This is a genomic window from Asticcacaulis sp. P2_C5 (genome assembly GCF_056404555.1).
In genome coordinates, this window is the sequence record NZ_JBFUDU010000003.1 from 115,647 (window position 1) to 129,195 (window position 13,549).

Annotated in this window: 11 protein-coding genes; 4 read left to right on the plus strand and 7 right to left on the minus strand. The window is 61.5% G+C overall.

From position 1 onward, the window contains the following. Positions 1 to 75 precede the first annotated feature (75 nt). Positions 76 to 219, minus strand: coding sequence for a hypothetical protein (locus AC1DXO_RS06540; protein WP_476977308.1), 144 nt, complete (start codon positions 217 to 219; stop codon positions 76 to 78). 331 nt (positions 220 to 550) lie between these two features. On the opposite strand from AC1DXO_RS06540, the gene AC1DXO_RS06545 reads away from it, so the two are divergent. Continuing rightward, on the plus strand, positions 551 to 1,510 hold the full coding sequence (locus AC1DXO_RS06545) for an alpha/beta hydrolase (RefSeq protein ID WP_476977309.1): 960 nt from the start codon (positions 551 to 553) through the stop codon (positions 1,508 to 1,510). Between the two features lie 461 nt (positions 1,511 to 1,971). Continuing rightward, on the plus strand, positions 1,972 to 3,831 hold the full coding sequence (gene ilvD, locus AC1DXO_RS06550) for a dihydroxy-acid dehydratase (protein ID WP_476977310.1): 1,860 nt from the start codon (positions 1,972 to 1,974) through the stop codon (positions 3,829 to 3,831). 345 nt (positions 3,832 to 4,176) lie between these two features. Here ilvD and AC1DXO_RS06555 read toward each other — a convergent pair whose 3' ends face one another. The 4 genes from AC1DXO_RS06555 to AC1DXO_RS06570 all read right to left on the minus strand — a co-directional run bounded on the left by AC1DXO_RS06555 (position 4,177) and on the right by AC1DXO_RS06570 (position 7,288). Beyond that, positions 4,177 to 5,019 carry a hypothetical protein gene (locus AC1DXO_RS06555; RefSeq protein ID WP_476977311.1) on the minus strand — a complete coding sequence of 281 codons (843 nt, stop codon included), beginning with the start codon at positions 5,017 to 5,019 and terminating at the stop codon, positions 4,177 to 4,179. Between the two features lie 118 nt (positions 5,020 to 5,137). Further along, on the minus strand, positions 5,138 to 5,851 hold the full coding sequence (locus AC1DXO_RS06560) for an OmpA family protein (RefSeq protein ID WP_476977312.1): 714 nt from the start codon (positions 5,849 to 5,851) through the stop codon (positions 5,138 to 5,140). Positions 5,852 to 5,956: 105 nt separating this feature from the next. Continuing rightward, a complete protein-coding gene (locus AC1DXO_RS06565) occupies positions 5,957 to 6,379 on the minus strand; it encodes a hypothetical protein (protein ID WP_476977313.1) in 423 nt (140 codons plus the stop codon). Between the two features lie 96 nt (positions 6,380 to 6,475). Beyond that, on the minus strand, positions 6,476 to 7,288 hold the full coding sequence (locus AC1DXO_RS06570) for an OmpA family protein (protein WP_476977314.1): 813 nt from the start codon (positions 7,286 to 7,288) through the stop codon (positions 6,476 to 6,478). A 152-nt stretch (positions 7,289 to 7,440) separates the two neighbouring features. Here AC1DXO_RS06570 and AC1DXO_RS06575 point away from each other — a divergent pair, with 152 nt between their 5' ends. Then, positions 7,441 to 8,115: a DUF4197 domain-containing protein gene (locus AC1DXO_RS06575; RefSeq protein WP_476977315.1), complete on the plus strand. Its 675-nt coding sequence runs from the start codon at positions 7,441 to 7,443 to the stop codon at positions 8,113 to 8,115. A gap of 447 nt (positions 8,116 to 8,562) precedes the next feature. Continuing rightward, positions 8,563 to 10,197, plus strand: coding sequence for a long-chain fatty acid--CoA ligase (locus AC1DXO_RS06580; protein ID WP_476977316.1), 1,635 nt, complete (start codon positions 8,563 to 8,565; stop codon positions 10,195 to 10,197). Between the two features lie 273 nt (positions 10,198 to 10,470). Here AC1DXO_RS06580 and AC1DXO_RS06585 read toward each other — a convergent pair whose 3' ends face one another. Both AC1DXO_RS06585 and AC1DXO_RS06590 read right to left on the minus strand, forming a co-directional pair. Then, positions 10,471 to 12,462, minus strand: coding sequence for a putative bifunctional diguanylate cyclase/phosphodiesterase (locus AC1DXO_RS06585; RefSeq protein ID WP_476977317.1), 1,992 nt, complete (start codon positions 12,460 to 12,462; stop codon positions 10,471 to 10,473). A 163-nt stretch (positions 12,463 to 12,625) separates the two neighbouring features. After that, positions 12,626 to 13,537, minus strand: coding sequence for a peptidylprolyl isomerase (locus tag AC1DXO_RS06590; RefSeq protein WP_476977318.1), 912 nt, complete (start codon positions 13,535 to 13,537; stop codon positions 12,626 to 12,628). Positions 13,538 to 13,549 lie beyond the last annotated feature (12 nt).

A 13,549-nucleotide genomic window follows, 5' to 3' on the forward strand; every position in this document is an offset into this window, starting at 1 on the left:
CATATGTTAAAAATCCCGCTCTTTGTGGGAGCGGGAGGATGGTTTATCCTCTCAAAGCGATGGTTCAGACCTTCGCTACCACTCCGCATGCAGGGGGCTAATTACGCCCCCAATTAGAAGCGATACCAGGTCTAGTACGATGACAGCCATAAGGAAGGAGACCGCCAGAGCCGTCAGCTCTTGCGCCTTGTCCTTCGCGATGGTGATGGCCTTGGCCATGGTCAACGTCTCTCCTACGCAAGCCGTAGCGGCTGCGTTAAGCCATATAACCCCAGATAGGACGGAAATGCAAAGGAAAATTTGGAAAATTTTTTCTCAACTTGTCCGTATTACGGCGATGCAGCAAACGAATTTTCCCATATAACGCCGTTTATTGGATTATTTTTCCGCGTTCCTGGCTAATTAGCCTTAAAAAGGGGCGTGACCCTGCGAAAACGCGAAACGATTTTGCCGTGGTATCGTGCGCAACCACTGCCCGGCTAAAGGGATTTTGCAGGACGGAAAATCACCTGGCGTGGTAAGAGAGGGCAAAACAATAAGGGAGGATACCATGTTCAGAGCCTTGTTGCTCACGGCAGGCCTGCTGCTGGCCCAACCCGCTCTCGCTCAGACCACCGATCGCAAACCCGGCGATTACCCTTTGACACCCGATTCCCTGGAGCAGGCGAGCGTCGCCAAAGGCAAGCTTCTCGGACCCTACGAATTCCACGGCCAGGCCATTCCCGGCACAGTGCGGCAATACTGGATCTATGTGCCCTTAGGCTACGACGCAAAGGACCCGCCTAATCTCCTGGTCTTCCAGGACGGCCAGCGCGCCACCAATCCGCAAGGCTCGCTACGCATTCAAAATGTGCTCGATAATCTGATCGCCAAGGGCGAGATTCCCCTGACGCTCGGCGTCTTCGTCACCCCCGGGAATCTAAGCGAACATTATCCAACCGATCTCGGCATGAAGAATCCCAACCATCGCGCCGAGGAATACGACGTGCTCGACGATGCCTATGGCAGCTTGCTGCTCGACGAACTGCTGCCCGAAGTGACTAAGACCTATCCGGTCAGCCCCGACCCGCGCCGCCGCATGATCGGCGGCACGTCCAGCGGCGCCATTGCCGCCTTCACCGTGGCGTGGAATCATCCCGACGCGTTCGGCAACGTCATCAGCATGATCGGCTCCTACACCTCGATCGCCTATAAACCCGCTGCTAATGGCCAGCCGGCGCGTTTCGGCGGCGACACCTATCCTGGCGTGATCCGCAAGTCGGCCCTGCGCCCCATCCGCATCTTTATGCAGGACGGCAGCAACGACCTCGACAACGAGCACGGCAACTGGTTCCTGGCCAACCAGCAGATGGTGGCGGCGATCAAATGGGCCAATGCCCACGCCGATGAAACCGGTGACAAAGGCCCGCGCTACGATCTGAAATATGTCTGGGGCGACGGCGGCCACTCTGACCAGCACGGCGGCTCACTTCTGCCCGACATCCTGCGCTGGATGGACCGCAAAGATTAATGCCGACAACAACTGTTGTGCCGGAATGTAGTCGCTACTGCAGTCCACAGACTTGGCTATCTTGTTGAATCTGCATGCTTATCCAAATACAGTCAGTCCTCCACCGCTTGCGGGGGAGGTGTCAGCGAAGCTGACGGAGGGGGGATTCTACGGCCTCCTATGCGTCATGACTGTTGTCGGCGAAATCATTTCAAACGCCAGTCCGCAATGCTAAATTTTGAACCAGTCCCCCCTCCGCCGCCGTCGGCGCACGCCACGGGGCGCCCCGCTCCCCCGTAACGCCCTGCGGGCTACGGTGGAGGACTGGCTTTTGAAGATGCGGCAGCGATATATCTGCATGTCTTACCAACGGGGAAGGGCGGATTATCTAACTCCGCACTTCCATCCGCACGCGTCACTGCTATATAAGCCTCACCGACAAAGCCTTACGCTGCCTCCATTTGCTTGCATTGGTAACCATCATGCCCGCCTATCGTTCTCGCACCACCACTTTCGGCCGCAACATGGCAGGCGCACGCGCGCTGTGGCGGGCGACCGGCATGACAGACGGCGACTTCACCAAGCCGATTATCGCCGTGGTCAACAGCTTTACCCAGTTCGTCCCGGGCCACGTCCATCTCAAGGACCTGGGCCAGCTGGTGGCGCGCGAGATCGAAGCGTCCGGCGGCGTCGCCAAGGAATTCAACACCATCGCGGTCGATGACGGCATCGCCATGGGCCACGGCGGCATGCTCTATTCGCTGCCGTCGCGCGATCTGATCGCAGACAGCGTCGAATATATGGTCAATGCCCACTGCGCCGACGCCATGGTCTGCATCTCCAACTGCGACAAGATCACGCCGGGCATGCTGATGGCCGCCATGCGGATCAATATCCCGGTCATCTTCGTCTCGGGCGGGCCCATGGAGGCCGGCAAGGTCGTGTGGGCGGACGAGAACGGCAATGCCAAGACCCATTCGCTCGACCTGATCGACGCCATGATCCAGGCCGGCGACGATCGCATCTCGGACGCCCAGGTCGCCGCTGTCGAAGCGGCCGCCTGCCCGACCTGTGGCTCGTGCTCCGGCATGTTCACCGCCAATTCGATGAACTGCCTGACCGAAGCCCTGGGCCTCAGCCTGCCCGGCAATGGCACGACCCTCGCCACCCATGCTGATCGCAAGCGCCTGTTCGAAACGGCCGGCCGGCTCATCGTTGACATTACCAAACGCTATTACGAAAAGGACGACGCTTCGGTCCTGCCGCGCAGCATCGCCACCAAGGATGCGTTCGAGAACGCCATGGCGCTCGATGTCGCCATGGGTGGCTCGACCAACACCGTGCTGCATATCCTGGCCGCGGCGCAGGAAGCCGGGGTCGACTTCACGATGGCCGATATCGACCGGATTTCGCGCTCGACGCCGTGCATCTGCAAGGTCGCACCGGCCTCGGCCGATGTCCATGTCGAGGACGTGCACCGTGCCGGCGGCATCATGGGAATCCTCGGCGAGCTGGCGCGCGGCGGTTTGCTGCATACCGACGCCAAGACGGTTCATAGTCCGTCAATGGCCCATGCGCTCAGCTACTGGGATATTCGCCAGACCAATGACGAAGAGGTCACGGAATTCTTCAAGGCGGCGCCGGGCGGCGTGCGCACCACCCAGGCCTTCTCGCAGGACCGGCGCTGGGACGAACTCGATCGCGACCGTATCGGCGGGGTTATCCGCTCGAAGGAAAACGCCTTTACGCGCGACGGCGGCTTGGCCGTGCTCTACGGCAATATCGCCGAGAAGGGCTGTATCGTGAAAACGGCCGGGGTCGATGAATCGATCTGGAAGTTCAACGGTACGGCGCGCGTCTTCGAATCCCAGGACGAGGCGACGGCGGCGATCCTTAACAACAAGATTGTCGAAGGCGATGTGGTGGTCATCCGCTACGAAGGCCCCAAGGGTGGACCGGGCATGCAGGAAATGCTGTATCCGACGACCTATCTGAAATCGAAGGGTCTGGGCAAGGCCTGCGCCCTGCTGACCGACGGACGTTTTTCGGGCGGCACCTCGGGGCTTAGCATCGGCCATGCCTCGCCGGAAGCGGCCGCCGGCGGTCTGATCGCCCTGGTGAACGATGGCGACACGATCGAGATCGATATCCCCAACCGCTCGATCCATTTGGCGATTTCGGATCGCGAGATCGCCGAACGCCGCGCCGCAGAGGAACACCGCGGCAAGGCGGCCTATACGCCGCACAACCGTGACCGCGTGGTCTCGGCAGCGCTGAAGGCCTATGCCGCCATGGTCACCTCGGCCGACACCGGCGCGGTGCGGGATGTAAGCCAGTTGTAGGGTTTTGACCACGAACCACACGAACCGACACGAACATGTCCGTGGTCTGGTCGGCCTTTCCTGCGCTCTGCTTTGAAGGCAGAAAAGGATTGAACACGGATAAGGCACGGATGCCGCTACGCGGACACGGATAGGCACGGATCGCTGAGCCTGTGGACTGGACGCTCTATTCCCTTTTCGAAGCGCGTAGCGCTTCTTCAGTGCTTGACGTGTTGTCGCGGTCTGAACCAACTCACCTGAATATCAGTGCCTTATCCGCGTCCGCGTAGCGGCATCCGAGCCTTATCCGTGTTCCATTCTACTAACTTGAAGGTCGTGTAGGTTGGTGAGGTTCATGGTTAAACCTTACTTCTTCGCTGCTTCGAACTCCGCCGCCTGTTTCATCCAGTTCTCGCGCACGATCCGCGTCGGGAACTTGATCCGCTCGGCGACCCATTTGATGTTTTCCGGCGTCCAGGCTGCGATCTGGCGGAAATGGTAGATGCCCAGGGCATGAAGTTGCACCTCATTGACCGGGCCGATGCCGGTGATATCGAGCAGGGCGTCGGGCTTGCCACCCTCGGCGCCTTTCAGGCGGGCCGGTTCCGCCGGTGCTCCGGCTTTTTCGATAGCGTGCTCGACCTCGGCGACCGTCATGGCTGCCAGGGGCGAAACCTTGAAAGCCAGTTCAGATCGTGCGCGTGCTGCCGTCTTCGGCTTGGCCTTGGGCGTTTCAGCCTTGGGAGCAGGGGCGGTAACGACCGGCGCCACGACCGGCTCTGGGACGGGGGGCTTGACCACGACCGGTTCCACAGGCTTCGCCTTTGCGGTCGTTTTGGATTTGGGCGGAGGTGCGGCAATCGGTTCGGCGATAACGGGCGCAGCGACGACCGCCTCGGCAACCGCCAGGTCGGGCTTTGGCGCTACGGGCGGCTTGGCCTTGGCAGCCGGCTTCGGCTTGGTGACGGGTGCTGCGGCCGTCACCGGCAAGGGTGCGGCTTCGGCGACCGGTTCGTCGACAACAGGCGCGGCTGTAAGTTCAGGCCCGGACTCATTGGCCGCCGGTTCGGCAGGCTCATCGAGGAAGCGCGGCACGGGGCGTGGTTGCGGCTTGTCGGCCGGTTTGCGACTGAGCAGATAGCCGATACCCCGCCCGGCGAGATAGGCCAGGATTAACAGAAGGGCCGATTTCAGCAGAAAACTGGACATGGTCTATAGTCTCCTCATTTGCCGAAGCGGCGGGCGGCGTATTCGGTGACGATGCCCAAAACCAGGGCCAGCAGCAGCCACCAGCGCAATTCATGAAGCAGGTACATGAGCAATACTCCTAACGCGCGGAATTGAGGGTGAAGACGACACGGCGGTTCTTGTTGCGTCCGGCAAAGGTCTTGTTGGTCGCGATCGGGTCGGCACTGCCGAGGCCACGCGCCGACACCTTGCTGTCGGGCCAGCCCAGGGCGGTCAGGGCGTTCATCGCCGCCACGGCGCGTCCGGCCGAGACCAGCTTGTTCTGGGCGTCGGATCCGACATTGTCGGTATAGCCGGTGATGGTCAGGCGCACCGGTGTCGGGCAGCTGGTCAGGACGCGATAGACGTCGCGGATTGTCCGGCGGCCCTGCGGCGTCAGTTCGTAGCTGTCGAAGCCATATTGCACGCCCTTACGGGCGATGATGGCGGTGACGCGGTCCTGGCAGCGACGTCCGGCGCGGTTCAGCGGTTTGAGCGGCGCTTCCGGCGTCGTGGCCACGACGGCTACCGATGACGCGGATGAAGATGAAGCCGATGATGCCGAAACGGAAGACGACGAAACAGCCGCCACGGAAACCGACGCCGAGGACGCCACGGACGCAGACGCCGACTGTCCGCTAACGGCGCTTTCCGACCGGCTGGCGTCGCCGGCAAAGGCCGACAGGTCTGCTGCGACGGAGGGCTTTGCCGCCGGCGCGGCGGCTTCAGGTCCCGGCTTGACCTGGCTCAGCGCAAGTATGCCGACGATCGCCAGCCCCGCCCATCCGGCGGCATAGATAAGGCCCGTCTTCATGGTACAAATCCTCCCTGGCCATCTGTCCGTTGCGGTCAGGAATCGGCCGCAGCGATATGTCGATCGTCCTTGTCAGGACAATTTGCGGCGGCTTCATGGCAAGTCTTACATTAGCCCTTGGGCGACTATATGGGCATCCGGTGCCTGGGTAATGGTAATGACGCCGAACTGATTGACCGGAAACAACATTGTCGCCCGGACGCGGATCTGTGCCGCGACCGGCATGATGATCGGCTCCGGCACGACCTGTACGGGCGGAGGCGGCGCGGGTGGTAGCGGTTCAGGTTCGACCGCGGCGGGCGGCACCGCGATCGGTTCGGCGACTGCGGGAACAGGCTCCGGCTGATGAACGGGTTCAGTGCCATGATAGGCCGGATAGGTTTCGGTTTCCTCGTCGAGCGTCAAGCTCTCGGCGCGCGGCGCCGGCACCCGTTGCGTCGTCAGGGCCGATATGGCGCGACCCAGCCACAGCCCGCCGGTGAAGGTCACCGCCAGCAGAATCAGGGAATGCAGCCACAGCCAGGCCATCTAGCGCCCCCAGCGATGGGCAGCGAATCCGAACACCGCCCCGAGCAGCAGGGCGGCGAGCAGAAGCCAGCGCAGATCATATATGAGATAAAGCACCTATGGCCCCTCATTGTCCTGGGGCTGCAACACGAAGTCGACGCGGCGATTCTTGGCGCGGCCTTCGTCTGTCGTATTGTCGGCGATGGGATCCTGGGCGCCGAAGCCCTTGGCGCGTACCGCCGCCTGGGGCAGGCCCAGGTCGATCAGGGCGAAGGCGGCCGTTTCGGCCCGCGCGGTCGACAGTTTCAGATTGTCGGCGTCCTTGCCCTTGTTGTCGGTGTAGCCGTCGACATGCAGCACCAGGCCGCCGGGACAGAACTTCACCGTTCTGACGATGTCGTTCAGGATGGCCTGGCTGTCGCCGGTCAGTTCGGCACTGCCCGTCACATATTGCAGGCGCCGGCTGGCCACGGCCTGGGTCACTTCCTGGGTGCAGGTGCGCGCCGCCTGTGCGGTCTGCGCCACGGAAGTCGCTTCGGCGGCCGCGCCATCCAGCCTGGCCTGCATGCCGTCGATCGAGACGTCATCCATATGAACGCGTGTGACGGGTCCCATCAGCAGCCCGCCATAGGCGCCGCGATCGGCCAGTCCACCGCTGATGCCCCGTGCCGTTTCGACCGCCTTCAGCATGCGTTCGCGCGCCGTTTCACCTGACGCCAGCAAGCGCGGCAAGGCATCATCGCGATAGGACAGGGTGGCCGACTGTCCGTCCATATGAACGTCGAAGCCGCTGAGGCCTTTTGCCAGCAAGCGTTGCTCGATCTGGTCGCGCAACATCGACTGCAACCCCGCGGCGCGATGGGGCAGGGAAAAGGCCACGCACAGTCCGAAGACCAGCCAGCCGAGACAGTAGATCCAAATCCTTGGCACCCCGTGCAGCCCCGCAACGAGTCTCAGTGGGAAAAAGGGTACAAGGAGGATGCCGAAAAAACAACGTGGTTAACAAATCATTAAGATTGTGTGGCGCGCTTGCCCGCTTTACACATATCGGACGAGTGAGTGGCATGGCTGGGGAGCGGATTATGGATCGGCGTGTGTTGTTGGCTGGGTTGCTGGCGTTGGGTGTGCCTGTCGAGGCCCTGGCCAGGATAAAGCTGACCGGCAGCCAGGCCGATGCAGGCCTGCGCGACCTGTTGAAGACCGGTACGACATTGGCCGTGACGCGGGTGTCGAAGACGAACGGCTACTGGGGCGACGACGCCATCCGCATTCCCTTGCCGAAAACCCTGGGCAAGCTGCAAAGGACGCTGAAGCCGCTCGGCATGTCGGGGGTGCTCGACGATGTGCATCTGCGTATGAACCGCGCTGCTGAAAGTGCCGCGCCCATCGCCAAGGGGTTGTTCATCGACGCCATCACCTCGATGACGGTGAAAGACGCGCTCGGTATTGTGAAGGGCGGACCGACCTCGGGCACCGACTATCTGCAGAAGACGACAACGCCGCGCCTTACCACGGCCTTCACGGTACCGATGGAAAATGCCCTGCAATCGACCGGCGCCGTCGAATATCTCGATCGCGCCATCCGCCGCAACAACCTGCAGACCGTCATCAAGACCGACGCCAAGACCTATCTGGGCGAACACGCTGTCGGCTTCGCCCTGACGGGTTTATTCCACTATGTCGGTGTCGAGGAAACGGCCATCCGCCGTGATCCAGCCAAGCGCACGACCGATCTTTTGAAAAAATTGTTCGGCTGAATGATAGACGGCGTTCGAACTGGCGGGGCCGGTGCGGGTCGACTTACGTTAAGCTGGAACACAGATTCCGCAGATTAACACATATTTTTCAGTAGTTTATCCTGAGTTTGCAGTGGTTTTTGGTCGCGTGACGATCTTTATGGCCTTCGGCCAACGCACGATGCCGTCGCGTAAGTCACTGAAAAAATCTGTGCTAATCTGCGAAATCTGTGTTCCAACCTTGCGATGCTTCAGGCCGCATGGTGCCGCAGGACTGGCTTCAATTGCCTTTGCATCGTCGAAATGTGATCAACGACCCACAAAAATAGTTTCCGTTCGCGTCAAGTTGTGATTTAGTCCGCCTTACAAGGCCGCGACAGCCGGCCACAAGCCTCATGCCAAAAAGTGGATGCCACTTTTTGGATAAACATGAGGCGTCAGACATATGCAGAGATAAAGGGAAACGCCGTGCAGGGTTTGATGATGGATGGGCCTTTGCTCATCCCCGCCATACTGGACTATGCCGCCAGATATCACGGCGCCAAGGACATCGTCTCGCGCAACGAGGATTCGAGCCTGCATCGCTATACCTATGCCGACGCGGCAAAACGGGTAGCCAAGCTGGCCCACGCCCTGACACGGCTTGGTCTCAAACGGGGCGACCGGATAGCGACCCTGGCGTGGAACAATTACCGCCATTTCGAGCTATATTATGCCGTGCCCGGCGCCGGGTTCGTGTGCCATACGATCAATCCGCGCCTGTTCCTCGAACAGATCGAATTCATCATCAACGACGCCCAGGACCAGTATATTTTCGTCGACCCCAGCTTTGCACCGCTGGTTGAGGCGATGATCATGAAGGTGCCCAGCGTCAAGGGCGTCGTCGTCATGGGCGCGCGCGCTCAGATGCCCGGCAATATCCTGCATCGCGCCATCTGCTACGAAGACCTTATCGCCGACATGCCCGAGCACTTCGACTGGCCGATGCTCGATGAAAAGACGGCTGCCGCCCTGTGCTACACCTCGGGTACGACCGGCAACCCCAAGGGCGTGCTCTATTCCCACCGTTCAACCGTGCTGCACGCCATGGCCGTCAACCAGCCCGGCATGTTCGGTTTCACGCCGGACGAGACCGTCATGCCGGTGGTACCGATGTTCCACGTCAATGCCTGGGGCGTACCCTATGAGGCGGCTCTGGCCGGAGCGCGCCTTGTCCTGCCCGGGCCGCGCCTCGATGGCGCCGGCCTGCTCGAAATCATCCGGGCCGAAGGGGTCACCATCGGCGCCGGCGTGCCGACCATCTGGATGAACCTGCTCAATCACTGCGCCAAGGAAGGCCAGTCGGTCGCCCCGATGCGCCGCGTCGTGGTCGGTGGTGCCGCCTGCCCGCAGGCGCTGATCGAAGCCCTGGCAGCGCACAAGGCTTTGGCCGTCCACGCCTGGGGCATGACCGAGACCTCGCCGCTGGGGGCAGTCAGCACCCTGTCATCCAACCACACCGACCTCGATCCGGCCGAGCGGATGAGATTGATGCTGAAACAGGGCCGGGCGCCGTTCGGTGTCGAAATGCGCGTCACCGGACCTGACGGCGCCGCCCTGCCCTGGGATGGCGTGGCGCGCGGTGAGCTGGAGGTACGCGGACCGTGGATCGTTTCGGGCTATTTCAACAATCCCGACCGCGAGCAGTTTACGAAAGATGGCTGGTTCCGTACGGGCGACATCGCGACTATCGATGGCGAAGGTTTTATGAACATCGTCGACCGCTCCAAGGACGTCATCAAGACGGGCGGCGAATGGATATCCTCGATCGAACTGGAAAGCCTGGCCATGCAGCATCCCAGCGTCCGCGAAGCGGCGGTGATCGCGCGTATGGACAGCAAGTGGAGCGAGCGCCCGCGTTATATACTGGCCCTGCATCCGGGCAAGACGATCACCGGCGCGGAACTGCGCAAGACGATCGAGCCGTTTGTGGCGCGGTGGTGGATTCCGGAAGACTATATCGTGGTCGACGAGATCCCGCACGGTGCAACAGGCAAGATCCTGAAGACCGTCCTGCGCGAACAATACGGCGCCGAGCACCATCCCCTGGCGCAGAAGTTATAGAATTTGGCCACGGATGACACGGATAGGCTGCGCCTTACACGGATATCCGAGTCAAGATTGCCGCTTGCGGTGTGCCATCCAATATGTCGAGACGAATGTCGCCCTTCGGGCATTGTCGCATCAACGCGCTCGAATATCCGTGCAAGTCTGCGCCCTTCGCGCAGGCTATCCGTGCCATCCGTGGCCAAGATCTATCGAACACTGCCACCACACATACCGTCGAAATTACCCGAAAGTTCCTGTCTGTTCGTGACGTTCGTGGTCCAAAAACCTTTACTTCACCATGCGCCGCCGCGACGGCAGCTTATCTTCCGACTCGAGATACGGCAGCACATCCTCCGCCACCATCGGCAGGGCGAAATAGTAGCCCTGGACATAGACGCAACCCAATTCGCTCAGCACTTCCAGCTGTACCATTGTCTCGACGCCTTCCAGGATACAGGCCAGGCCCATATCGCCGCACAGGGCGACCAGCGACTTGATGATCTTGTGGCTGACCGGATTGGTCGTCACATCGGCGACGAAGCTGCGGTCGACCTTCAGCTTGTCGAGCGGCAAACGGTGAACGTGACTGAGCGACGAATAGCCGGTGCCGAAATCGTCCAGTGAAATCCCCACACCCAAGGCCCGGAACGCGATAACCGCCGCGCGCGCCTGCTGGAAATCATAGGCGATAGAGGTCTCGGTGATTTCGAAATCGATCCGTCGCGGCGCCACGCCGCTGCGGTTAATCAGGGCGATGATCTTGATGACGCTCTCGGCGGCCGAGATATCATGGGCTGACAGGTTGAAGGAAATCCGCACCGTGTCGGGCCACTGCACCGCCGCCGCCAGGGCCTTGCCCAGCAGGATCAGGGTCAGGTCGCGAATGATGCCGGTGCGCTCGGCCACGGGAATGAATTCGCCCGGGCTGACCAATCCCAGAACGGGGCTCTGCCAGCGTGCCAGGGCCTCGAAAGCAGTGGCGCGACCGGTCCGGATATCGATGATCGGCTGAAAGGCCAGCGACAGTTCCGATTCCAGGGCCGCGGTCTGCAGCGCCTGTTCGATCACGCTGTGGCTGCGGATCTGTTCCTCATGGCTGGCCGAAAACAGGACCATCTGGCCGCGCTGATGGCGCTTGGCATAGTACAGCGCATAGTCAGCGCGCTCGAACAGTGATTCCGGTGCATTGGCAGACTCCGGGAAGCGCGCCACGCCGATCGAGGCGCCGATCATCGCCTGCGATCCGCCGATGGCGATGGGCAGGCGGACCGCGGCGGTCATGGCGTGGCACAGCGCCTTCAGGCGTTCGTTCGTATGGGCATCGGAATGGGCGTTGGCAGGTGCGTCGGACGGCGTATCGCCCATGATGAAGCCAAACTCGTCACCACCCAGTCGCGACAGCACAATCTGGCGCCCGCCGGCGCTTTGCAGCCGGCGACCGACCTCGGCCAGGACGCGATCACCGGTCACGTGGCCATAGGTGTCGTTGACGGGCTTGAAGCCGTCGAGGTCGATAATGCCGACGGCAAACCCGCCGCCTGCCCCTGACGCCTCGGCATGCCGGCGTTCCAGTTCGGCGAAGAACCAGCGCCGGTTGGGCAGGTCGGTCAGGCTATCGAGATTGGCGATGCGGAAATTTTCATCGGACAATCGCCGCGTTTCCGCCTGTGACGCCACCAGTTTGGCGAAGTCGCGCGAATAGACCATCAGGATAACGATCATGGCGACCGACACCAGCGCCAGGTTGATCGCCACCGCCTTCAGGCTGGGGTGGCCCTCGATGAAGAAAAACAGGATGAATGGCGTATTGGCGAATATCGTGACCGATAAGGCGGCCGGGCGCAGATGCATCAGGCAGAAGACGCAGCCGATAACGGTCAGGGCCATGCAAAATACGACCTGGCCGCGGGCATAGGCATCGCCGTACGGGTACAGCAGCAAGCCCCAGATGGTAAAGCCCAGGGTGAGAAAGGCTGCCAGCCGCGACGTCGCGCGCATGTGCTTGATGACATAGGCGTCGCTAAAGGACGTATTGCGGTGATGCCACCACCACATGCACCGAACGCCGCACAGGGTGCAGAGCGCGGTCGGCAGATAGACGGCCAGCCACGGCGGTGCGAATTTGGTGAAGGTCCACGCCGCTGCCAGCGAATTGGTCGTCAGGATAAAATAGAGCAGCGGGATCTGTTTGGAAAAGGCGGCATATTGCGCCCGGACCAACTCCATGTTGTCCGTCGGCACGCGAAACAGATCTATAAAGGCAGTGAGAAGGCGCTTCAAACCCGATGACCACAGTTCTGGTGGATGGCTGCGTGTTCGCAGTCCCCTGTCTGGTCGACCTTAGCAATTCGGCGTAACTAATCTGTTAGTGGGCGGTGCAATTTTAGGATACGGTAACATCCTGCCACGAAAAAGGCGCTGGTTCAAAGCTCATGGTTGTCTTTTATGGGCGAAGTCGAACCGGTGGCAAGGCGTTGCACAGATCCAGCGCTCCGGCCGGGCGAACGAAAAACGCTCCGCTGCGGTTGGCCCGGGCCGACAGCCAGGCGTCGAAGGTCGGCGTGTCGCTGTTCAATATCTGCCAGTGCGGCTGTTCGGCGATGGGCAGGTCGGCGGCCATTCGCGCTGAGACGATCTTTACGCGTTCCGGACCTTCCTTGTAGAAGCCCAGTGCCTCGGTCCCGCGGGGCCGTGCCGCCAGGCCATCCATGCCCGACAGGATCCGGCCGACGACAGCGAGATTGCGGTCGAGGTGGCGTGGCGCATGGCCGATAATGGTGTAGAGCTGGGTTGAATTGCCGGTGTCGGGCGCCAGGTCGCGCGCCACACCGATCATGCCGTAGCAGTGGACCAGCCAGGCGTCCTTGCCGTCACTGGCCACCGGCCACGACCCGACATGGCCGACCTTCGCGGCATAGGCGTCGCGATACGGCATGGTCTTGAAACCAAGCCCTTTCAACGGCATTTCGTACTCCGCCGGCGGGTGCTCGGTAATGCCTTGGGCGACCGTCTTGTCCTCGTCGGGCCGGCCCCACTGGACGACATAGTTGTCCTGGACACGCAGCACGATGGCGCCGTCGAAATAGCCGCTGCGCACAAGTTGGCGGATATTTGCGACATGCACGGGGGCAAACGCGCCGGCCAATTGATAGGTAACCACCGTGCCGTCCTCCAGCGTCATGATCACCAGGTCCTCGGCGGCGACATCGCGCCACGCCGATGGGCCGGACGCGTCGAGAATGTCCTGGGGTGCGGGCGCCGGTTTGGGCGTGTCCGCGGCACAGGCGCCACCTGCCGTCAGGGCGAAAGCCAGCGATATGGCCTGGAGGCCCAACCGAAATTCATGCCGTTTCATCTGTGCCTCGCC

Coding starts and splice junctions, on each gene's coding strand:
- AC1DXO_RS06540 (WP_476977308.1), bottom strand. CDS start 219: ATGGCCAAGGCCATCACCATCGCGAAGGACAAGGCGCAAGAGCTGACG.
- AC1DXO_RS06545 (WP_476977309.1), top strand. CDS start 551: ATGTTCAGAGCCTTGTTGCTCACGGCAGGCCTGCTGCTGGCCCAACCC.
- ilvD (WP_476977310.1), top strand. CDS start 1,972: ATGCCCGCCTATCGTTCTCGCACCACCACTTTCGGCCGCAACATGGCA.
- AC1DXO_RS06555 (WP_476977311.1), bottom strand. CDS start 5,019: ATGTCCAGTTTTCTGCTGAAATCGGCCCTTCTGTTAATCCTGGCCTAT.
- AC1DXO_RS06560 (WP_476977312.1), bottom strand. CDS start 5,851: ATGAAGACGGGCCTTATCTATGCCGCCGGATGGGCGGGGCTGGCGATC.
- AC1DXO_RS06565 (WP_476977313.1), bottom strand. CDS start 6,379: ATGGCCTGGCTGTGGCTGCATTCCCTGATTCTGCTGGCGGTGACCTTC.
- AC1DXO_RS06575 (WP_476977315.1), top strand. CDS start 7,441: ATGGATCGGCGTGTGTTGTTGGCTGGGTTGCTGGCGTTGGGTGTGCCT.
- AC1DXO_RS06590 (WP_476977318.1), bottom strand. CDS start 13,537: ATGAAACGGCATGAATTTCGGTTGGGCCTCCAGGCCATATCGCTGGCT.